The following is a 21,640-nucleotide window of genomic DNA, read 5'->3' as shown; positions in this document are numbered from 1 at the left end:
ATAAAAAATATATAATATTTCCAATAGGTAGCCATACCCATTTAAACAAATTGATTTCTTAGATGATCAAAAGGTAGTAAAATGAAGGTAACGATTTGTATCGAAAGAGGGGAATCACTATAAATGACAACTTCAAAGCGAAATTTAAGGATATGTGACAAAGGCCACGAATATTATAAGAGTAGTGATTGTCCAAGTTGCCCAAAATGTGAGCAAGAGCGTAAACCTGAAAATGGATTTCTTTCAAAGCTTTCTTCGCCGGCTAGAAGAGCATTAGAACACGAGGGAATAATTACTGTAGAACAGCTTTCAAATTTTAGTGAAAAAGAAATTTTGCAATTGCACGGTATCGGACCAGCTTCATTGCCAAATCTTAGGGCTTCTTTAGATGAAAAAGGGTTATCGTTTAAATAGTAAACCTACTGTTATTTTAAGTAGTAGTTAAGATTTTACAATGTATCATAAATAATATATGGTTATATATGAAATAATTGTGAAAAGGGGTTTTGGTTGTATATGATGAAACTTATAATCGCTCAATAAAAATTCGAATGAATTTTATATGGTAAAAGGTGAAATTAAGGGCTTACTCTTAGCTCTATTTTCTATTCCCTTTTACTAATAGCGATTAGAAGACATTGTATCTTATCAAAGCAAATTTCATGCTATTTCTTTGTATATCTATTTTTCGAGATAGGTGTATTTATAGTAGACAGAAATTTGACCATGAGAAGAGATTCTTCTTATGGTCTTTTTTTGTCTATTTTAGTTTACATGACGTAGGAACAGGGGGGAGATTTTTATTGTCGATTGTAGCAACGCAGGCTCTTTTAAAAACGTAAAAATCACTGAGGTTGGAGGAGTAATCATGAATGACTATCAATTAATCAGTAACTACAAGCAAAATGTAAAATATAAGGAAAGCTTTAATGAACTGGCCAAACAAGTATTTGAACTCGATTTCAAAGAATGGTATGACAGGGGGTTTTGGGGAGATAATTATATTTGCTATTCCTATCTGGATGGAGAACAGGTCATAGCGAATGCTTCCGTTAATAAGATGGTTGTAATCGTTAATGGTAAAGAATACAAGGCTATTCAATTGGGTACCGTGATGACACATCCAGACTATCGTCATCAAGGATTGGCAGCTAAGCTGATGAATCATATCATTAAAAAATATGAAAAGGACTGTGACTTTATCTATCTATTTGCAAATGATACGGTGTTAGATTTTTATCCTAAGTTTGGTTTTAAAAAGGTACAGGAAAGTAGTTTCAGCTTGAAGACTTGCCATTTAAAAAAGCGGACTAAAAAGGCTACTCTTCGTAAACTCGATATAAACAATCAAGCTGATTTTGCATTGATGAAGGACTTTGCCGTTAACAGAATACCTGTATCTTCAATTTTAGGGGTAAAAAACAATGAGCATCTCCTAATGTTTTACTTCATCTTAGTATTCAAAGACGCCATTTATTATATGGAGGAGGAAGACGTGCTGATTCTATTTGAACATGAAAATCAGCAACTTCATATTTTTGATATTATTAGCAAGAAAAGAGTGGACCTTGATATGTTGAATGGTGTTCTTACTATGGATATGGAAATCATTAATTTCCATTTTACAATAGATGATGTTTGTTCAAACATTCATACAGAATTTATCACAACTAGTGATGATACATTGTTCGTTCGTCCATTAATAAATATTGAAACGAAACATTTTTTATTTCCACTAACATCACATTCATAATAATGGGGGTTTACACATTGCAATTATTTGTTAAAGAGATGAATAAAAAATTGGCAAGTGAGCTACTACAGTGGACGTATCATGCGCCATATGATTTTTATAATAACGAGTGTACTACTGAAACCTTAAAAGAAATACTTGACAATCCGTATTATGCAATTGTCAATGACAACGAGGAGTTAGTCGGTTATTTCTGTACCGGAACATCTGCCCAAGTACCTAGTGGCCATGAAGTGGATGCGTATATGGGCAATGGGGTCGATATAGGAATTGGCATGAAACCGGACCTCACCGGAAAAGGTTTCGGTACAGTGTTTTTTTCATTTATTTTAAGCCATGTGCAACAAAAAGAGCATGCACCTCTTCGCTTAACAGTTGCAAAATTTAATAACAGGGCTATTCATCTATATGAAAAATTAGGCTTCGAAAAAAAACTAGCATTCAATCACCAAACAACAAGATTTATAACAATGTTGAAAAAATAATTACGCTCTCCTTTGTTTTGTAATTTTTGTAAAGAAATAGAGATGACCAGGTCTCATTGTGGGCCTGGTTGTTTTTTTGCTATTTTTTATCACTGTTATTAGATGCAATCTCCACTAGCTATGTGTATAGAAACAGATAAATTGTAATTAATTCGAGAACAATGGTAACATTTGGCTAGAATTAGAAAAGGAGAGTGTCATACATATGGTGAAAAATTACATGATATTTGGTGCTAGCAAAGGGTTGGGTGATGCATTTGTTAAAGGGTTACCTGAACCAGGGGACAAAGTGAGGATTGTCTCCAGAAGTAGACCAAAAAGCTTGGATTTAAATGATGGTGTTCAAAGAATATGGCTAGAAGCAGACTTATCACAACAAAATAAAAAATTTAGTGAACAGCTAAAAAATGAATGCGTGGATGTCTTGATTTATAACGTTGGTGTGTGGGAGGAAAAAGGCTTTGAAGATGACTATGACTTCGAACAGGATGATCCTACAGATATAGCTAATATCATTAATATCAATATTACATCTACGATCACTTATATTCAGGCGTTATTACCAAATTTAAGAAAGTCGGAAAATGGTAAAATAATCTTGATAGGGTCAACGGCAGGATTGGATCATACAAATAACAATCAAGTATCATTTGTGGCATCGAAATTTGGCATTCGCGGGATTACAAACGCTTTACGAGAACATGTTAGAAAAGATAGAATCGCCGTTACATGTGTTAATCCAGGTGAACTAGCAGCAGAGATTCCCTATGAGGATGGCCCTGAAAAAGCCATAACTGAATATAATGGTACTCGCATTCCAGTGCAAGATATTGTTGCAATCGTCAAATGTGTTGTGAGTTTGTCCAACGTGTCATGCGTCAAAGAAATTCACATACCTGCAATCACGGATCTAAACGCATAAAGTAAGGGTGGTGACTGGTTTACACATATGACAAATAAAAAAATGGCTTTGGTAAAAGCTTTTCCTCCGGATATAAAAAAAGATGTTTTGGAAGCAATAAGTATCATACGTCAAACAGACAAGCTAGATTTTTTAAATAGTTTTGAAGTGTATGTAAATAAAAATAGTATGAAAATTCCTGAACGAATCTATTTTAATGAACCTACATTGAGCGATTATAATTCATTATCTGCGCGCTCTCAGATAATAATAGATTGCTTATTTACAAGACATCATGATGGTTTTATTCGACAAAGAAAGGTAGAAAAAGTTATAAAATACTGTGCACAATATAATTTACCACAGATGGGAATATCCAAATAAAAACCATTATAGTGGTTTTGAAATTTTAAAATTTTATAACACATAAAGCGACTTGTTTTGAAATAATCTGTTTGATAGGTCGTCTTCCGTTTCAAATGAAACCGGAAAAATAATATTAAAGGATATTGTTAACCTAGAAGACTCTACCCCATTTTTCAATGAGGTCCACAGATCAATGTCGTGTGAGTTAGGTTTCATTCTTTTTGATTAAAAATCTTTCCTTTTGTCGAACTTAATAAAAAGGGGAGATTTAGCGTGTATACAGTGTCAAATTTAAAATTACTGATTGATAAACAAGAGGAAATTGATGCGATTTATCAAAACTGCGAAGAATTAAAAAAAACGACTGTTACGCCTAAAATGAATTCTGAAGTCGATAAATTAGTGGATTCTATAAACAAGCGGTTAGTTGAACGAGGTTTTACTGTTACATTAACGTCTACCGGTTTAATAGCAAATTATAAAGAGGCTGTTGTAAATGTCGACAAACATTCAAAAGACTTGGAAGAATGTTTTTTTATAAATTTTAATAATTATGCGGAAGATAGGCTTTCCATTATTTTAGATATCAAACAAACTAACAATGCACAAACAAAGTCAAATTATCTAGATGGTTTTGCTGAATTTTTACATCAAATGAGTGATAAGCTGAATAACGCTAAGAATTTCCAAGATGCGTGTCGCGTCGCAAACCTCATTTATAAGACCCAAAATAATGTAACTTTCTATTCTGCAGAAGAAGTAGTCAATTACTATTTTAAATAATCCAAAAAACCTCCCTTATCATGAATATGGAGGTTTTTTTATGCAGAAAAAGGGTTGTTAAATGGGAAAATAACAGGATGGGGTTATCGATATTATGAACGCGCCAATGGGTTGTTTTTTTGTAAAACAGCACTAGGGAAAGCCACCCCATTTAAAATAGGGTGGCATGAAGTGAACGATGGATTTAGTTTGTGTTAATATGTTTTTTCGCAAGCACCCACATGGTGATGGTCATTATCAAGAAATAGAGTGGCATTGTAATCAATGAACCATTATGAAGAAAACTCATTCCTGATGTTACGAAACTTACTAACAAGTAATAACCTAAACTGAAAATAGCTCCAGCTGTTCCCACAACATCTTGGAAATTTACCAGTGCTAGACTTAAACAGTTTGGTAAAGCAATGCCCGCTCCTAATAACACGATAAATATAGACGTTAATATACTAATCATTAACACGATATTTGGAAGTATAGTAAATATACTTACTAGTGTTAGTATTAAAGAGCCTACAAACATAACGCAACAGCCAAGGTGAATGATTTTTTCTGGTGGCCATATAGTTACTAGCTTTTTAGAAATCATAGCGCCAATAATAGATGCCAGTGCCACAACGATTCCTAAGAAACCAAAGAGCCCAGGAGACAGATGAAAGTGTCCTATAAATATGAACGGTGCTTCAGCGTAATAACTAAATAAAATGCCATTTATTCCACCAATGAGTAGTCCAAAAACGACAACCTGTGGAGATGAAATGATTCGTTTTACGACTGGTAAAATAGCAACGCGTTTTCTAGTTGAAACATTTGTTGTTTCAGGCAGCTTTAAATAAGCATAAAAAAACAACAAAATACTCATAATCACTAGTACCAAGAATACTGCCTTAAAACCGAAGACTTGATCGACCCAACCACCAATAAGTGGCCCTACAGCAGGGGTAAAGGCAATCACTGCCGATATTTGGGCAAACATGGAGTGTCTTTTATTTCCTGATATACTTTCTCGTAAAATCGTTTGTGTAATGACTGATCCTGTAGCTGCACCGAAAGCTTGAACGAACCGGCTAACTAGCAGAAAACTAATAGAATCAGCGTAAAAACACATTAAACTTCCAATACCATAAAATATTAAACCGCCTAACATTGCGGGTCTTCTGCCAATAAAATCAGAGAGCCATCCCCAGCAAAAAACCCCTAGCGCAAATCCAATAAAATAGATACTTAAGGTTAGCTGTACGGAACTATTTGAAGTGCCAAGTGCAACAGCTATATCTGGTAATGATGGCGTATAGATTGTCTCACTAATTTGTGGAAAAGCGACTAGAACAATCATTAAGAGTAACGATGGTGCAGTATATTTATTCAATTTCTTTGCCCTCCTACAAGCATGGTCTAATTATTTTAAATAATTAGATCCTAGCTAGGGAAACGGCGGGACCATTATTAGTATACGTTCGTAGGATGTCATGATTTAATCACCTTTTATGCTTTGGAGTAGGAGTACATAGATAATTTAATTATAAGACTTATTACTATTTTTAAAAGACTAAAATGGTAATTACTCAAAAATATGCATTTTTTAATAAATAACATCAATATGCCCTGCAGCACGAATCCCAAAAATGAATAAAGAATATTTTTATATAAAACCACTGAATTAACAGTTGAACGACCATATGGAGAATATAAATTTTCGACCAATGGGTACATAAAGAAATAATCGAGTGCAGCTACTAGTTTTCGATAAAAAGCGGGACAGTCGAGACCCTGGACTGTGCGTGCGAAGGAAGCGGCTCGGCTCCGACCTCGATAAGTGCCCGCCTGTAGTGGGAATCAACAGTCAGTTTATCTATATTTATGATAAAAGTAAAAAGATTGTAGACAAACTTGAAATTTTTCGAATTTGTCTACAGTCTCGTAATATGTGCTTATGTCTGGACAGGAAGATGCTAGTCATAAACATTTATGATTATGTGTAGTAAAGTACTGTCCTCAATAGAATATACATTCATGGTTACTGTTATTTCAACGTACCTGTACTTATAATAGATGTTTCGACATGGATATCCACTTCTAGTTTACGCACTACCTTATCCGTCAGTTCATTGTTCCATTTTCCTTTATAGTACATGCGAAAATTTTCACTTAAACCAATAGGATCAATTTCAAGCTTTTGTGTTTTTTCTATAAATTGTTGTATTTCTTGCTCAAGTTGTTTATCAATGTCATGCTCAAGTTGTGATAATTTATCAGGAGTATCTAAATTATTTTCTCTTTTTCCTTTGTATTCACTAAGCGTGCCTTTTATTTTCAAAGAAATGGCCAATTTTGGAGATTGTAAATCTTTATTGCTTTTCATTTTCACCTTACTTTGTATTAAATCAAGCAGTATTTTATCCTTTGTATTGTTTTGATTCAATTCTAAAGGTAATGGTGAGAGTTCTTTTTTACCTTGTAGCGCTTGTATGACAAGCGCTTCTTCTGGTGTAATCATGTCATACATGTTTTTATCTTTAAACAAAGCGACACCCTTAATTTCTACTTTGTCATCTTTTTTTGCAAGTACTGGAATGATTGGGTCGAGTACTGGGTTAGTGAGGGTGTAGATGAAGTCATGAATATTAGTATTTGGGTTGAAGGCAGTATTGATGCTAGGTTGCAATAAATCATTTAAATAAAAGTCGATGTTCGGTTTGTCAGGATAATCTCCCTTTAATATATCTTCGCCGCTATCTTTTACGATTGCGAGGTAAACTTTATTTCCAACCTCGGCACTTCTATATAAATGCTTGATGATTCTTTGTACGTCACCTTTGCGAGCATATTCTTCATTGATTAGTACAACGCGTAATTGATTCAATACAATTTTTTTATCTGAAAGTTTTTCAACTTCTAGAATCCCATCTGATACTAAATCCGTATGGACAGTGAAAATCTGTGTATTTTGTTCAACATCTGGCATGAATTGAGGAATAGCAACGGTTAACTTGGTCGTATCTTCATCAATATAGTCAAATGCTAAAACGCCGACCATGCCAAAATCCTCTAAAGGCACCTTTAATTCTGGTGATGAGCAGCCGACTAAAAAAGTAATTGTTATAAATCCCATAATACTTAAGAGCTTTCTACTCATTGTTGCACCTTCTTTTTTCGAATTACATAAACAAGACTCAAAAAGATGGGTGAAACGATGATTGCGTAACCTGCATAGTTACTTCCTAAAAATAATTTTTTCTGGAACTCTTGAGAAAATGGCATATTTACTATGAAAAAAATGATGATTGACAGAATGACTAAATAATATTTAGCATTTTTAGAAATTAACGATTCCATGCCTTGCTTTGCACACCATACATAACCAGATATTGCACAAAGAATGTGGAAAATCCACAGTGTCATGCCGAAAATATCGATTCTTTCGATAAAAGAAAATTCTCCAGCTTTAAATAAATTTAATATCGAAAATTTGACATTTTCCAGTTGCCATTCAGAAAAGTACATAACACTCACCGCAGTGGCTACAAAATAAAGTAGAATACTGATCCAAATGCCTATAAATGCATGTTTATAAGCTTTTTTTTGATTAATAATAAAGGGGAAATAAAACATGATTAACTCATAGCCTAAAAGTGAGAAATAGCCATTTTTTAACGCGTCAAAAAATTCGTGGCCAGTAAAATTAAAAATAGGAAGAAAGTGACTGATATCACCTTTTTCAATAGCCCATCTTGTGAAAAAAACCAAAATTAAAGTAATAAAAAAAGTTAATATACAAAAATTTGCGACGGATTTAATCCCGCCTTTAACGATATATAATAGTAACAAAAGAATTAACAGTACCGGTATCGTAATGGTTTGTTCCGGCAGGGCTGTACTTTCGATAAGATTCATGTAATCCGTTATAATCCCAGCTGTAAAAACAACGAATTGAAGAACAAATAATATATTGAGACACTTGCCGAACCATTTGCCTAACAATATTTCATTTATGCGAAATAAATTTTCATTTGGAAACTTCGAACACAGCCAAATCATTGGCCATAGTGTGAAACTCGCGATTATGCCCATGATGAAAGGAAAAAAGGTTTGACTGTATCCTAAAGGACTAAGCTTTTGAGGGAGGGACAGCAGTCCGGTACCAATCATGACACTTTGTGCCAGAAAAACGACATGATATTTATTTAATATTTTTTGATTGTAAGTATTCAAGTCAAATTACCTCAGCTCCCAAGAAATGCTTTATTTTTTTGGTGATTTTGAAATGCCTTTTTTGGCAATTAAAAATATTGTGGGAAATCTAATCACACTATCCAATAAATCACTAATCTTACGAGGGATGAACGGCGTGATATATGGTGTTCCCAATGATTTTAAATGTTGTAAATGAATAATTAGCCAAGCAAATGCTAACATTTGGCCAAATAATCCAAAGAAACCGGCTGATAAAATAAAAGTATATCGAACGACTCTACTTGTATTACTCATTAGAAAAATAGGTGGTAGGAAAGAAAGTAATGCAGAGGTAGCTACTAATACAATTAAGATATTACTAATGAGTCCGGCTTCTACAGCAGCCGTTCCGATGACAATACCTCCTACGATACCGATTGTTTGTCCGACTTTCGCAGGCATTCGAGACCCAGCTTCTCTTAATACTTCTATAATAAGTTCAATAAATAATACTTCAAAAAGCGGTGGAAAAGGTACTTTGCTTCTTGATTCTTGTAGATTCAATAAAAGTTCATATGGAAGAATTTCAGGATGAAACGTTAAAGCAGAGATATACATAGGTGTTATCATAATTGTCAAGAAAAACCCGAAAAAACGTAACATTCGTAGTAAAGATGCTGTTGTCCAACGATTATAATAGTCTTCAACAGAAATGAACATTTCAAGAAATGATGTAGGACAAACGAGAGCGGATTGACTATTGTCCATAAAAACAATGATTCTTCCATCGATGAGGTATTGACTAATACTATCTGGTCTAACACTCATGTAATACTGTGGAAAAGGAGATAAGGGATTATCTTCAATCAACTGTTTCAATATTGAAATGTCTGTAAATATGGGGTAGTTTATATTTTCTATTCGCTGTCTTAAAGTCACTAAATTTTCCTGGTTTACGATGTCCTCCATATACATAATGGTTATTTTATTGTTAGCTTCTGTACCAATAACAAAATCTTCATTTTTCAGTTTCGGACTGCGAATGCGTCTTCTTACTAAGGATATATTGGTATCTAACGATTCAGTAAATGCATCCTGTGGACCAATCACTGTAGATTCTGTTTCGGTATTTGTAATAGCTCTTGTAGGAGCACTATATGTGTCAATACTTAGTAATTTATGTGATTCGTGAAAATACAAGAGAGTATGTCCAGCATTCAACTTCGTTACAACATCTTTAAAATCTGTTTGATTTAGTACTTCAGATACTTGATGAATCTGATGAATATAATTCGTTAAAGGAATATAGATCATAGTTTGTAATGTCATCTTTTCCACAAGAGAGAAGGAGAAAATTACCGTTACAATGCCCTCGAACGTAGGGATTTTCTTAAAAACAACATCATCGATCTGTTGGGTACACTCTCTTAAAGCTTCTATGGTTTGTTCAGCTACTTCGCTAGTAGCATTCGAAGCTTGTTGTTTTAAGTGTTCATTTAACGTGGTGCGTACTAACTTTTTATATTTCACACGTACCACACGCCTTTCTGTCTAGATATTGCAATTTTGACCATAATTTGTGAAATGTATGCAATTATAGTAATGCTTATAAAAAAATTTGTGGTAAGTGGAGGAATTCGTATGATGGATGTGAATTGGAAAGGGAAGTGAATTAAACTACATGCAGGTAATCACAAAGATAGGGACAGCGTGGTTATCGAAAGGGGGGAATGAACACATAGAAATGCTTCATGCAAATAATGTTACTCTAAGATAATATAAAAATCATGCACTAAACAACATGAATTTGTTTAATGCATGATTCTTATTACTCAGCTGATGATGATTCCGTATATTTAGTCGCTAGCCAGCGTTAGAAGAAACTTATCGCGATCGGCTTCCTCTTGCATTTTACTATCCACAAGCATGGCGCCATACTGCACCTTTGTCATGTCACGATCAACTAAAAATTGAACATTCACTTTAGATTCTTTGTTATTGACAGGACAATCCCCTTCGAATTCAACAACATCTTGTCCTTTTTGCGTTTCGAAATATACCCAATATGGATTTTTACATGTCGAGGAAAAGGCTATGTCGTATGTTTGGTTACTATTTTCAATCGAATAGTTTTTCACATATGTAATATATTCATTATCTGTAATATCCTTTTGTGGACCGTAAAAATACCAAAACACCCCTAAAATGCCGATTGGTATAATCCATAGAATAGTACGTTTGTTTAGTTTCCCCATGGTTTCATCCCCCTTTATAAGAATATATTATCATTATTTTACTGAATTTTGCTAGCTTACTATAATATTTTCTATTTTGAGGTTTTATCTTGTTAGACGTAGCTGCGATAAGTAATATAGATAAATCTGAGCGAACTACCGATATAGATTTTTCGGAAGTTAAAAAAGCAATTGAACGCAAAATAATATATTTGGTGACAAGTTAGATGAACTATCACGTAGTATATTTTTATTTATTATTGATAAAAAAATGTTAAAGATAGGTGGAATGTTCATGAATCAATAGGTCCTTAGACAGTTGAGCCATTTCCATCATTCCTGTAATATGTAATTATGGATGAAAATGATAATCATTATCAACCGTGAAACATAGCTATTAATCAACTATTATTTTATAAATTTAAAATTTTCTTTTAATTAACAGGGAGTTGTATCATTTGTCAGCAACACATTTGTTTCCATTTACTTCTTATTATGAGTCTTTCTAATTAGAAAGACTAATTTTTTTAACAGTAAATGATAATTATTATCATTTATTAGAAGGAATGCTCTGTGAAAGGATGGTTAATTACATGCAACAGATTGCTAAACAGATTGCAGAAAATGCAACGTTTCAGGCGTTTATGAATTGTTATATACGAGAAGTGAGTAGCGGACATTGGGTCAAAAAGGAGGAGTGGATAAAAGAACAGCAACTATCTATCCTGATTACAGAGGCACATATGTTAGAGCTTGAGTTGCCGATACAAAACACCCGTTTTGCATTTGGTGTGGAATACAAATCTCTTGTTGGAAGACATCTATTTGGCGTCTCGTTGAAGTATTGTACAAAACAAAAACAATGGCTTTTTGAAGATAAATTAACGATACTCATCACGCTTATTCAAGAACTACATTTAATGGCAAAGGCGGACGGATGTCCTGGCCTTTCTTCCCATTTTGATGAACTCATTCTTCGCATAATTGAGAGCTATCAAACGATGGCAAATTATATTGAAAAGAGTTTGGAAGATAAGAAACAAAATGGAGCTAACGATACGTTTATTGAAGCTGAGCAGTCTCTCTTATTTGGACATTGGCTTCATCCGACACCTAAAAGCAGACAAGGAATGGCAAATTGGCAACAAACGAGTTTTGCTCCAGAGCTACAAGGTTCTTTCCAACTTCACTATTTTCGTGTCGACCGTAAAATTGTGAAAGAGTCCTCTGTATTAGAAAAAAGTGCGAGTGAACTTATTTTTCAGTCTTTAACAAAATCGCAACCTGATTTTGTTATGTCAGAAAAGGATTGCCTCATTCCGATGCACCCGCTTCAAGCACAGTGGCTTTTACAGCAACAGTATGTAAGACAAGCGCTTGCTGAAGGATTGATAAAATATGAAGGTGCACTTGGGGCATTTTATACAGCAACTTCTTCGATAAGAACCGTATATAGCTTAAATGAAGAAATGATGTATAAGTTTTCAATTCCTGTCCAAATAACGAATTCATTGAGGGTAAATCGAACTCATGAACTAAAAGCTGGAATTGTTATGGCTCGGTTAATGAATAAGATTGATTTCTTACAGAACCATTCATCTTTTCGGATGATTGATGACCCAGCCTATATGACTGTAGAGTTTCCAAATCAGACGGAATCAGGATTTGAGGTTATTTTTCGCTCAAACATATTTCCTAAAGGACATGATGAAGGAATCTGCATGATCGCTGCTCTTGTTCAAGAGCCTCTGCCTAAAGAAAAATCGAGACTGTGTCAGCTCATCATGAAAATCTCTCAATCAGAATGTCGCTCATTAGAAAGCGTAAGTTTAGATTGGTTTAAAGTCTATTGGAAATGTGCTATTGAATCATTATTAAGGTTACACGATGAGTATGGGATAGCTCTCGAAGCGCATCAGCAAAATAGTGTGTTAAACATTTCTTCAGGTTATCCAACTACTTATTATTATCGTGATAACCAAGGCTATTACTTATCAAAAACATATAAAGAAGAACTTCTTTCAATAGAGCCTTCTTTACATGAAACAGAAGAGCTATTTTACGAAGATGACCTTATTCATGATAGATTTACATATTATTTGTTTATGAATCAATTGTTTCCCGTTATTTCCCGATTTGGAGCAGATCAACTCATCGATGAAAAAATTCTTTTGAAGTGGTCTATCGATCAACTGCACTTATTAGAAAAAGAATTTACAGGTCTCGGGAAGGCATTTGTTCGTAACATTTTAAAACAAGAAAAGCTTGCGTTCAAAGCAAATTTATTAACAAGGTTTCATGATGTAGATGAACTAGAAGCCGAACTTGAACAAGCGGTATACACGAAAATTCCAAATCCGTTTGTTCTTCAGTATGAGGAGGCAGAATATGCAGCAGCTACAGCCTTTAGCTTCTAAACAAGGAGAGTTACGTGTAAGGCGGCAGCTTGTGGAAGCAATGATTTTTGAAGGACTAATCAAATATGAAGAAACTCGTCTAGATAAAAGGACTTCAATCCTTACTCTTGTTGGACAGAAGTGCACCTATCGTTGTGAAGGGACAAGAATGGCATTTGATCGTATCCGAATAAAGGGAGATAGTATTTTTCTAGTAGGAAAAGATGAAACGTTACTAGAGGCAACGCTTGAGGATCTAGTAGATGAATTACTTTCGACTGTTAGAGACAAAGCTCGATTACTGAAAGAACTTCATTTAACGAGTAAGCTTTGTGAATGGAATGATCGTCATCTCCATATGCCAATGTCAAGAAGAAATTCGAACTATGAAGAATTAGAATCAGAAATCATTGAAGGACATCCTTATCACCCTTGTTTTAAATCAAGAACCGGTTTTACGATCGACGACCATAAAGACTATGGCCCTGAGGCAAAGCAATCATTTACCCTTCAATGGGTTGCAGTGAGAAGAAGCTACGTACGAATCACTGTTCTTGAAGAGGAAGAGAGCTTTTGGAAAAGAGAGCTAGGGCATTTGATGTGGGGAGACCTTCTTGCAAAGCTTGCGGTATTCGATGGAACACATGAGGAATATACGTTTTTACCGGTTCATCCTTGGCAGTGGCATAACATGAAACATGAACTAGCTGGATTAATTGAGCTAAAAGATCTAATTCCCTTAGATGTGAAAGGAGATTACTATCGGGCAACACAATCGGTGCGAACATTATGGAATTTTTCAAATCCTGAAAAAGCGCAATTAAAATGCTCGATGAATATGGTGAATACCTCTTCATTACGAAAATTACATTCTCATGCTGTTTGTGCCGCTCCTCATATTTCAGCATGGCTTAAACAAGTGATTCAATTAGACTCCTATTTACAAAAGGAAGCATCTCTTATTGTACTGGAAGAATATGCAGGGATTATTTTTGAACCGAATGCAAAAAAACATAGCAGAAAACTAGAAGGTCAACTTGGTTCAGTATGGCGAGAAAGTGTGCGCTCGTATATGAAGGATGATGAGGAAGCGGTACCGTTTACGGTGCTAATGATGATGGAGAAAGATGGGCGTCCGTTTATAGATGATTGGCTCTTCCGATATGGAACGGAGGAGTGGGTAAAGCGCTTGATCGAAGTGAGTGTTATTCCTGTATGGCACTTGCTTGTCGCTCAAGGTATTGCTGTTGAGGCCCATGCACAAAATATGATTTTATTACACCAAAATGGCTGGCCGACTCGGGTTGTACTGAGGGATTTCCATGACAGTATCGAATATATAGAAGAATTTATTGCGGACAGAAGCCTCGTTCCAGACTTCGAAACGATACACGAGCGTTTTAAAGATGCACCTGTCGATCATTATTATTGGATGTCTTCTGTAGAGGCTTTACGAGAGTTAGTTATGGATACATTATTCGTGTTTCATTTAAGTGAACTATCTTATTTACTAGAAGAGCAGTATGGATTTGCAGAAACACGTTTTTGGAGTCAAGTTAGGGACGGAATACAGAAGCACTTTGAACGATTTCCCTCATTATGCTCAAAAAATGAACAGCTTCAGCATACTAGCTCACATATTTATGTTGAATCTTTGCTAACCAAGAAACTTCAAAATCAAGAAGAAGGTAATTTTCGACATATCGTCAGCAATACGTTGGCGCAAGCGGATAAAAAGGGGGAATGATGATGTTTTATGTCAATGATCAATTTTATACAGTAGAAGATATCGAGAAGCAATATGAAGTATATGAAAGCTTATCTCATCTAAGAGAGTGTAACAATCGCAGACTAGCTATTTGTACGGACGATATTTTCCAATATATAGCTCTATGTTTATATATTCGCCAAAAAGGTGGATCAGTCGTCCCAATCCATCCAGCGACACCAAAAGAGGGAGCTGTGCGGCTTGCTTCTTCAGCAGGTAGTCATCTTTTGTTGTTCCAATATATCGATTCTTTCATCGAACTATCAAATCATTCTAATCACCAAGAAGGAGTATTAGTTCAAATGAGCTCAGGTACAACAGGAGCTCCGAAATGTATTGAACGAACGTGGAATTCAGTGGAAGAAGAGATTGAAAGCTATGTGAAGACGTTACCTGTCGATTCCTTGACAAATTCTATTGTCGCTTGTCCGGTTACTCATTCTTATGGATTCATTTGTGGTGTCTTGGCTTGCATAAAAAGGGGAGCAAAGCCGGTTATTATTACGAATAGTAATCCTAAATATATTTTGAAAAAGCTTAAAGAATTTCCTAAGCACATACTCTATGGGGCTCCAGCGTTACTTCATACATTAAGTCGTTTATTGCCTATTGATCAACAATTTGATCGTGTGATGACGTCAGGAACTGTGATGCCGCATAGCTGGTTGACATCATTAAGAGAGAAATCTCGCCAAGTATTACAGCAGTATGGATGCTCTGAATCCGGGTGTGTTGCGATTCACCCTAATGTGGAAGATCCTAAAGAAATGGGCTACCCCCTCCCTCATGTGAAGGTGACAGCTGGTGACAAACAAGCACCGAGCGAAATTATCATTGAATTGTCTACACAAACGATTTATACAAAAGATCTTGGCTATATAGAAGATAATGTTCTTTCTTTTCTTGCAAGAATGGATGACACGATTAATGTAGCAGGCTTGAATGTGTATCCGCAAGATGTTGAAACCGTGTTAATGGATGACCCAAGAATAGTCGAAGCAGTCGTATATAAGAAACAAAACAACCTATCAGGAGAGCGAGTATGTGCACTATACGTGTCTACTGAACCAATCGATAATATGGAGCTTAGAGAATGGTGCCGGAAATTTCTCGCTCCACATCAAATGCCGATGGAGTTTGTGTTTGTTCATGAAATTGAAAAGCTGCCAAATGGAAAAGTAAGTAGAAAAAAACTTGGAGGCATTCCAGTATGACGAGACAACAATTGATCAAGAGCATCTATGATATTATGGAAAATTCATTAGAGTTGCAGACACTGTCTTCTTTTAATGAAGATGCCCGGTTAAATGAGGATTTGTATATGGATTCAATTATGGTCCTTCAACTGATTCTTCATTTAGAGTTGGATCTTGGCATTTCCATTCCCGATGAGATTCTCGTTCCTAAAGATTTCAAAACAGTAGGAACATTAGCAAGCTTTTTAGAAAAACAGCAAAAAGTAGAATAATCGGAGGAGAAAAATGATAAAAGTTCATTGTTTTGTTAGCTGTGTTTGTGAAGTTATTAAGAAAACGAAAGGCGTTGATCATAGGCCCTACTATTTTGGGGTATGGGATGCAGATTTTGATGTGCTCGATAATGGAGTGCTAGCATACCACTCAGATCGTATTGATCATCATTTCTTTCAAACATGGTATGAAATGCTCTATGGAATCAAGCTTTACAAATGGTATGACGAAGAACAATCAAAACAAGAAAATATAAACAAGCTGCAAAGGTTATTAGAAAATGAATCTCCACATCAACATGTGATGGTGATGCTGGATTTATCGATGCTTCCAGAGCGAGAGAATAAATTTCATCAACGTCCATTTCCACATTATGTGATGCTAGAATCGACAGAAAATGAAGCAGAGTGGTTTATGTATGACCCTGATTTTCGCTGGGAAGGGATTTTGCCGAAGGAGAGGATTTTAGATGCTATCCAAGAGCCAACTGTCGGAGGTGGCTATTACTTTGATTCTGAGACGATTATTGCTCCAACTACAGAGACGGTTGAAGCCTATTTTAATACATGTATAAAGCTTCATAGTAATCCGATGACAGAAGCAATTACCGAAATTATTAAAGAGTATACCGTAGGAAAAGAAAAAGAAAGTATGTCAAAACTTCCGACTGCCTTAAAACAATTGCCGGTTTTAGCGATTAGAAAGTATGCATATGAACATGCGTTTGCGTTTTTTTGGGAAGCTCTTGGCCGCGATGAGAAAGGCTTTGAAACATGGTGTGATGAAATTGAGCGTCTAGTGAATGGTTATACAACGATTCAGTATCGAGCGATGAAACTTGCGATGACGCAAGATTTGTTATTAGCTGAAGATATTTTTGTGAAGTTAGAAGAACAAAATCTCCTTGAGTTCAAGATAAAGCAAGGATTACAAGAATGTTTTCAAGCATGGTTAACATTACAGCACAAGAAAGAGGTTATGTTATGAAACTATCTATCTGTACGATCTCGTTTCGGCACCATCTCCACTCGATTGATCAAATAGCTCACTTTGCAAAAATTCAAGGTTTTCAAGGAATCGAGCTCTGGGGTGTGCATGCAAAGAACTTGGCAGAGGAACTTCAATATGGAGCAGATTGGCTAAGCTCCTACGGTTTGGAAACGAGCATGCTTAGTGATTATTTGCCATTAGAAGCACCAGTTTCTGAGATGATGGCTGAAACAGAGAAGTTATCTTCACTTGCAAAGCGCTGGGGAACGAATAAGATTCGTACATTTGTAGGAAAACAGGGCAGTTCAGACACGAGTAAGAAAGAAAGGGCAGAACTTATTTCTAGGCTTAGAATGCTCTGTGATTATCTTGAGTCAAAAGGACAATATTTGCTTGTTGAAACTCATCCCAACACATTGACAGATAATTTACCTTCAACGATGCAGTTACTCGAAGAAACGAATCACTCAAGCCTACGAGTGAACTTTGACGTTTTGCATATATGGGAATCAGGGTTAAACCCTATTGTCGCCATGAAGCAACTTCGTCCTTATATCTCACATTTTCATTTTAAAAATATTGCCTCACGTTCATCACTTGGTGTTTTTTCTCCCAACAATGTTTATGCTGCATCAGGGTCTAGAGAAGGGATGGTTCCATTGTTTGAAGGTGCAATTGATTATGATGAATTTCTAGCAGGAGTACATTCAATCACGGAGGTAGATGCGTCATTGGAATGGTTCGGAGCGAATGTGAAGAGCGTATTAGCAAAAGATGTTCAGGAGGTTAAGAAGGCGTTGCAGTTGGTGCAAATATAATGTAAGGTTGTTTAAAATATATATGAAAATCGTTTGATTCAATCTAAATTAAAACTATCTCTACTATAACTACTAGAAGGTTCTTTTTGTTAACAATGAATGGGGAAATGGTAGAAAGGGCTATTGGCGTAATCAACAGCCTATAAACTTTATCGCATGACTCATATTACATGTTACATGCATTAGTGATTGTTGCTAACAAGATAATAAATGATCATTACTTTGTTAAATCTCAACAACCCTGTTGGGTTGTGCATTTCATCCGGAATTAACCGGTGATTCAAGAATTCTAGAATATTTTGTATCCTATGGTATGACTTGCAAAATCTGTTTTCATATAGTACAGTATGGTTAAAATTTAAATAACTGAACACGATGATGGGAAGTAGTAGCAAGCACGTTTTTTTTAGAGAGTCGGCGGTTGGTGGAAGCTGATAGAAGCACTTGTGAATCCGTCCTGGAGTTGCACAGTCGAAGTAATGTAAGTAGGCTGTAGCCGGCTGAAATGCCGTTATGAAATAAGTGGATTAGGTATATGCCTAATCAATTAGGGTGGCAACGCGGGTAGCTCTCGTCCCTTTTTAGGGATGGGGGCTTTTTTGTGTTTATTTTGATTCAAAGCGGAGCTATTCGAATTTAGCTTGCAACGCAATTACACCAAGACTTAATGGATGCAATGTCATTAAACTACTGGAGGTATGACTATGTTAGATATTAAACGCGTACGCGATAATTTCGCGGAAATTAAAGAAATGCTATTAACACGTAATGAAGATTTAGGCAACTTAGATGACTTTGAGGATTTAGATGCAAAGCGTCGTGAGTTAATTGCTAAAACAGAAGAATTAAAAGCAGAACGAAATAAAGTATCTGAACAAATTTCAATTATGAAACGCAACAAGGAAAATGCAGATGAAGTTATTGCTCGTATGCGTCAAGTAGGCGATGAAATTAAAGAGCTAGATGTTCAACTAAATGATGTTGAAGAGCGCTTTAAAGATATGATGATGCGCTTGCCAAACATTCCACACGAATCTGTACCAGTAGGGACAACAGAAGACGACAATGTAGAAGAATATACTTGGGGTGAAATTCCAACATTTGATTTTGACTTTAAAGCACACTGGGATCTTTCTACAGATTTGAAGATTGTTGACTTTGAACGAGGTACAAAAGTAACTGGTAGCCGTTTCTTATTCTACCGCGGGCTTGGAGCTCGTTTAGAACGTGCATTAATGACATTTATGATGGATTTACATGCAGAGGAGCATGGTTATGAGGAAATGCTACCACCTGTCATTGTTAATCGTGATAGCTTGACGGGTACTGGAAATCTTCCTAAATTTGAAGAAGATGTATTTAAATTAGAGGAAACAGATTATTTCATGATTCCAACGGCAGAGGTACCTGTAACAAACTTCTATCGTGATGAAATTTTACTGGCTGAGGCTTTACCACAAGGCTTTGCTGCCTATAGTACGTGCTTCCGTTCAGAAGCGGGATCTGCAGGTCGTGATACACGTGGTTTAATCCGTCAACATCAGTTCAACAAAGTAGAACTAGTTCGCTTTGTAAAACCAGAGGAATCATACGAACAATTAGAGCTATTAACAAACCATGCGGAAAAAGTATTGCAATTACTAGGCTTACCATATCGTAAGCTAAAAATGTGTACAGCTGATTTAGGTTTTACTTCAGCGAAGAAATATGATTTAGAAGTTTGGATTCCCGCACAAAACATGTACCGTGAAATTTCTTCTTGCTCTAACTTTGAGGATTTCCAAGCACGACGAGCGAATATCCGCTTCCGTCGTGAGCCAAATGCAAAACCAGAATATGTTCATACATTAAACGGTTCAGGTCTTGCCATTGGTCGTACAGTTGCCGCTATCCTAGAAAACTATCAACAAGCTGATGGAAGCGTAGTAATTCCTGAAGTTTTAAGACCATACATGGGTGGTAAAGAAATAATTGCACCAAAATAAATAACGGGTAAAAGCTATTTTAGAAATCCTTTAACAGGTAATTGTATTGCCTTTTTATCGATTTACAGGTGCTTTTAATAGTATCGGGTGGTGTAAACGCCGTGGATTTGAAAAAAATGCTTTATTTCTTAAAGGAATTTTAGCGAGACTAAAAAAGATGTTACTATAATCAAGGATGGGGTGCATTAGAAAAAATTTAGAAATGACATTTTGCAGCTCTTTCGCATTTTCCACTATTCCGCAATCGGGCGCAATTCTTGAAAAAGAATAGGCGCCAATTTTTCATTTAAGAGCCATTTAATTTAATAGGGAAAGAAGATATTATACCTGCAAAATAAACATCTACATTTTTATTTCTTTTTTTCTAGGGTATTTTTTAATGGCTTTTGAAGTACGTCCATAATGGCAGCGATGATAGCTGTTGCTAATATCCCTATTAGTCCAAGTGCTATTGGACCTGCTGGGTCATCACCCGTGAACATGGCATACACCCTTAAGTAAACTATTACTAATAAAATTAAGAAAATAATTGTAAAAGCGCATTTTTTTATAACCTTCAAGGATTTAAGGGATAACTCGGAAAAAGCGTTGTTACTATCGATATAACTCAATAGTTTATATGCTTGATACAAAGCTACAGAAAACGTAATGCATACTCCATACGCACATATTAACAACGGATATATCGAGTAATCTCCTGGACGCACTATAGCATCTCTTCTGGCTGCTTCAGGCAACAAAAATATACACACGGCAAGTACTGCAATTCCAATAAGAAAAGCAACAGCCTTTAAGAAAAAAGTTGAACCTAGTTTACCATTCATTTAAAGCACCTCACTGATTTAATGATTATATGATTTTAATATAACATTTATCGATTATCAATAAATTTATTTTGTTTTTTATTATATTGTTATTGTTTTAAATATTGATTTGATTGTTATGTGGGAATCGTACTTGAATTATTGTAAATTTTATTATGAAGTAACCTAACAATCGTGCGCAATTCTGCAGCAAGAATTGTGCTTTTTCTATTTGAAAAGGTTAGATTGGAAATCGAAAAAGGTTTCTGATAAATAGAAGGAGAAATACACATGTATGGCTAGCAACACAAAGATAAATGCCTTATGAAATTAGCGAGGCAAAATGAAGCCGAAGAATGTTTTTTAGAGGCATTGAAACTAAGAAAAACAAAAGAAGATTTCTCATTGATTGACTCAACTCAAAAAGCATTGAATCTGTTAAATGAATTGGAGTGGAAAGCCTCTAGTGAAAATCCTGATGTATAAGAATAAAAGAAGAGTATAGGTTTATTCAACAATCGGGCGCGATTGTGGAGCAACACAGGTAGAAAATAATCAAACTTTTTTATAATGACCTAACTTAAAACTGCTAAAGAGGAATCCCTTTTGATCAATCTTTTTTCAAAAGGGATTCTTCTTATTTATCGTAAAATGAGGGTTTGTAAGGTATTTTTGCTCAAACTTTATTTCAAAGCAACATGAACATTTTGATTTGTGAT

20 protein-coding genes and 1 other annotated feature are annotated in these 21,640 nt (G+C 35.4%); of the genes, 14 read left to right on the top strand and 6 right to left on the bottom strand.

Annotation, left to right across the window (positions count from 1 at the left end; genetic code table 11):
• The first annotated feature begins 123 nt into the window (after positions 1-123).
• The 6 genes from H131_RS20105 (at position 124) to H131_RS20080 (ending at position 4,288) form a co-directional block, all read left to right on the top strand.
• A complete protein-coding gene (locus H131_RS20105) occupies positions 124-414 on the top strand; it encodes an RNA polymerase alpha subunit C-terminal domain-containing protein (RefSeq protein ID WP_010860962.1) in 291 nt (96 codons plus the stop codon).
• Positions 415-868: 454 nt separating this feature from the next.
• Entirely contained in the window at positions 869-1,753 is an 885-nt protein-coding gene (locus tag H131_RS20100) for a GNAT family N-acetyltransferase (RefSeq protein WP_010860961.1), read from the top strand.
• Positions 1,754-1,770: 17 nt separating this feature from the next.
• Positions 1,771-2,238, top strand: coding sequence for a GNAT family N-acetyltransferase (locus H131_RS20095; protein WP_010860960.1), 468 nt, complete (start codon positions 1,771-1,773; stop codon positions 2,236-2,238).
• A gap of 205 nt (positions 2,239-2,443) precedes the next feature.
• The gene (locus H131_RS20090) at positions 2,444-3,160 is read left to right on the top strand and encodes an SDR family NAD(P)-dependent oxidoreductase (RefSeq protein ID WP_010860959.1); all 717 of its coding nucleotides are present in this window, start codon (positions 2,444-2,446) and stop codon (positions 3,158-3,160) included.
• A gap of 27 nt (positions 3,161-3,187) precedes the next feature.
• Entirely contained in the window at positions 3,188-3,523 is a 336-nt protein-coding gene (locus tag H131_RS20085) for a hypothetical protein (protein WP_010860958.1), read from the top strand.
• 255 nt (positions 3,524-3,778) lie between these two features.
• Positions 3,779-4,288: a hypothetical protein gene (locus tag H131_RS20080; RefSeq protein WP_010860957.1), complete on the top strand. Its 510-nt coding sequence runs from the start codon at positions 3,779-3,781 to the stop codon at positions 4,286-4,288.
• 184 nt (positions 4,289-4,472) lie between these two features.
• On the opposite strand, the gene H131_RS20075 is transcribed toward H131_RS20080, so the two are convergent.
• From H131_RS20075 to H131_RS20055, 5 genes are all read right to left on the bottom strand, one after another.
• Positions 4,473-5,654 carry a multidrug effflux MFS transporter gene (locus tag H131_RS20075; RefSeq protein WP_010860956.1) on the bottom strand — a complete coding sequence of 394 codons (1,182 nt, stop codon included), beginning with the start codon at positions 5,652-5,654 and terminating at the stop codon, positions 4,473-4,475.
• Positions 5,655-6,308: 654 nt separating this feature from the next.
• Positions 6,309-7,421: a Ger(x)C family spore germination protein gene (locus H131_RS20070; RefSeq protein ID WP_010860955.1), complete on the bottom strand. Its 1,113-nt coding sequence runs from the start codon at positions 7,419-7,421 to the stop codon at positions 6,309-6,311.
• The gene (locus tag H131_RS20065) at positions 7,418-8,497 is read right to left on the bottom strand and encodes a GerAB/ArcD/ProY family transporter (RefSeq protein WP_010860954.1); all 1,080 of its coding nucleotides are present in this window, start codon (positions 8,495-8,497) and stop codon (positions 7,418-7,420) included. Before H131_RS20065 ends, H131_RS20070 begins: the two co-directional genes overlap by 4 nt.
• Before the next feature lie 30 nt (positions 8,498-8,527).
• Complete coding sequence (locus H131_RS20060; protein WP_010860953.1) at positions 8,528-9,988, bottom strand: spore germination protein; 1,461 nt, start codon at positions 9,986-9,988, stop codon at positions 8,528-8,530.
• Positions 9,989-10,314: 326 nt separating this feature from the next.
• Positions 10,315-10,713 (bottom strand): hypothetical protein, encoded by a 399-nt coding sequence (locus tag H131_RS20055; protein ID WP_010860952.1) that lies wholly within the window; start codon positions 10,711-10,713, stop codon positions 10,315-10,317.
• 572 nt (positions 10,714-11,285) lie between these two features.
• Between H131_RS20055 and H131_RS20050 the strand changes: the two genes are divergently transcribed.
• The 7 genes from H131_RS20050 (at position 11,286) to serS (ending at position 20,118) form a co-directional block, all read left to right on the top strand.
• The gene (locus tag H131_RS20050; protein WP_010860951.1) at positions 11,286-13,109 is read left to right on the top strand and encodes an IucA/IucC family protein; all 1,824 of its coding nucleotides are present in this window, start codon (positions 11,286-11,288) and stop codon (positions 13,107-13,109) included.
• Positions 13,081-14,835 (top strand): IucA/IucC family protein, encoded by a 1,755-nt coding sequence (locus tag H131_RS20045; RefSeq protein ID WP_010860950.1) that lies wholly within the window; start codon positions 13,081-13,083, stop codon positions 14,833-14,835. The genes H131_RS20050 and H131_RS20045 overlap by 29 nt, the downstream gene beginning before the upstream one ends.
• 2 nt (positions 14,836-14,837) lie before the next feature.
• Positions 14,838-16,070 carry an AMP-binding protein gene (locus tag H131_RS20040; protein WP_010860949.1) on the top strand — a complete coding sequence of 411 codons (1,233 nt, stop codon included), beginning with the start codon at positions 14,838-14,840 and terminating at the stop codon, positions 16,068-16,070.
• Entirely contained in the window at positions 16,067-16,324 is a 258-nt protein-coding gene (gene asbD / locus H131_RS20035; RefSeq protein WP_010860948.1) for a petrobactin biosynthesis protein AsbD, read from the top strand. Before H131_RS20040 ends, asbD begins: the two co-directional genes overlap by 4 nt.
• Before the next feature lie 13 nt (positions 16,325-16,337).
• Positions 16,338-17,312, top strand: a complete 975-nt coding sequence (locus H131_RS20030; protein ID WP_010860947.1) for a DUF6005 family protein — start codon at positions 16,338-16,340, stop codon at positions 17,310-17,312.
• Entirely contained in the window at positions 17,309-18,133 is an 825-nt protein-coding gene (locus H131_RS20025) for a sugar phosphate isomerase/epimerase family protein (protein ID WP_010860946.1), read from the top strand. The genes H131_RS20030 and H131_RS20025 overlap by 4 nt, the downstream gene beginning before the upstream one ends.
• 366 nt (positions 18,134-18,499) lie before the next feature.
• Positions 18,500-18,715, top strand: a binding site (T-box leader).
• Positions 18,716-18,837: 122 nt separating this feature from the next.
• Positions 18,838-20,118: a serine--tRNA ligase gene (gene serS / locus H131_RS20020; RefSeq protein ID WP_010860945.1), complete on the top strand. Its 1,281-nt coding sequence runs from the start codon at positions 18,838-18,840 to the stop codon at positions 20,116-20,118.
• A gap of 350 nt (positions 20,119-20,468) precedes the next feature.
• Here serS and H131_RS20015 read toward each other — a convergent pair whose 3' ends face one another.
• Positions 20,469-20,942, bottom strand: coding sequence for a DUF2975 domain-containing protein (locus H131_RS20015; protein ID WP_010860944.1), 474 nt, complete (start codon positions 20,940-20,942; stop codon positions 20,469-20,471).
• A gap of 303 nt (positions 20,943-21,245) precedes the next feature.
• Here H131_RS20015 and H131_RS24700 point away from each other — a divergent pair, with 303 nt between their 5' ends.
• Positions 21,246-21,407: a hypothetical protein gene (locus H131_RS24700; RefSeq protein WP_155242506.1), complete on the top strand. Its 162-nt coding sequence runs from the start codon at positions 21,246-21,248 to the stop codon at positions 21,405-21,407.
• Positions 21,408-21,640 lie beyond the last annotated feature (233 nt).

Origin of the sequence: Lysinibacillus sphaericus OT4b.31 (genome assembly GCF_000392615.1) — a bacterium.
In the GTDB taxonomy this organism is placed as follows: Bacteria; Bacillota; Bacilli; order Bacillales_A; family Planococcaceae; genus Lysinibacillus; species Lysinibacillus sphaericus_B.
Note: the sequence above shows the minus strand (reverse complement) of the source record. Positions and strands in the feature narration are given on the sequence as shown.

What these genes read in the sequence shown, in the direction of transcription:
- H131_RS20105 (WP_010860962.1), top strand. Translation starts at nt 124, where the DNA reads ATGACAACTTCAAAGCGAAATTTAAGGATATGTGACAAAGGCCACGAA.
- H131_RS20100 (WP_010860961.1), top strand. Translation starts at nt 869, where the DNA reads ATGAATGACTATCAATTAATCAGTAACTACAAGCAAAATGTAAAATAT.
- H131_RS20090 (WP_010860959.1), top strand. Translation starts at nt 2,444, where the DNA reads ATGGTGAAAAATTACATGATATTTGGTGCTAGCAAAGGGTTGGGTGAT.
- H131_RS20085 (WP_010860958.1), top strand. Translation starts at nt 3,188, where the DNA reads ATGACAAATAAAAAAATGGCTTTGGTAAAAGCTTTTCCTCCGGATATA.
- H131_RS20070 (WP_010860955.1), bottom strand. Translation starts at nt 7,421, where the DNA reads ATGAGTAGAAAGCTCTTAAGTATTATGGGATTTATAACAATTACTTTT.
- H131_RS20055 (WP_010860952.1), bottom strand. Translation starts at nt 10,713, where the DNA reads ATGGGGAAACTAAACAAACGTACTATTCTATGGATTATACCAATCGGC.
- H131_RS20050 (WP_010860951.1), top strand. Translation starts at nt 11,286, where the DNA reads ATGCAACAGATTGCTAAACAGATTGCAGAAAATGCAACGTTTCAGGCG.
- H131_RS20045 (WP_010860950.1), top strand. Translation starts at nt 13,081, where the DNA reads ATGCAGCAGCTACAGCCTTTAGCTTCTAAACAAGGAGAGTTACGTGTA.
- H131_RS20040 (WP_010860949.1), top strand. Translation starts at nt 14,838, where the DNA reads ATGTTTTATGTCAATGATCAATTTTATACAGTAGAAGATATCGAGAAG.
- asbD (WP_010860948.1), top strand. Translation starts at nt 16,067, where the DNA reads ATGACGAGACAACAATTGATCAAGAGCATCTATGATATTATGGAAAAT.
- H131_RS20030 (WP_010860947.1), top strand. Translation starts at nt 16,338, where the DNA reads ATGATAAAAGTTCATTGTTTTGTTAGCTGTGTTTGTGAAGTTATTAAG.
- H131_RS20025 (WP_010860946.1), top strand. Translation starts at nt 17,309, where the DNA reads ATGAAACTATCTATCTGTACGATCTCGTTTCGGCACCATCTCCACTCG.
- serS (WP_010860945.1), top strand. Translation starts at nt 18,838, where the DNA reads ATGTTAGATATTAAACGCGTACGCGATAATTTCGCGGAAATTAAAGAA.
- H131_RS20015 (WP_010860944.1), bottom strand. Translation starts at nt 20,942, where the DNA reads ATGAATGGTAAACTAGGTTCAACTTTTTTCTTAAAGGCTGTTGCTTTT.
- H131_RS24700 (WP_155242506.1), top strand. Translation starts at nt 21,246, where the DNA reads ATGAAATTAGCGAGGCAAAATGAAGCCGAAGAATGTTTTTTAGAGGCA.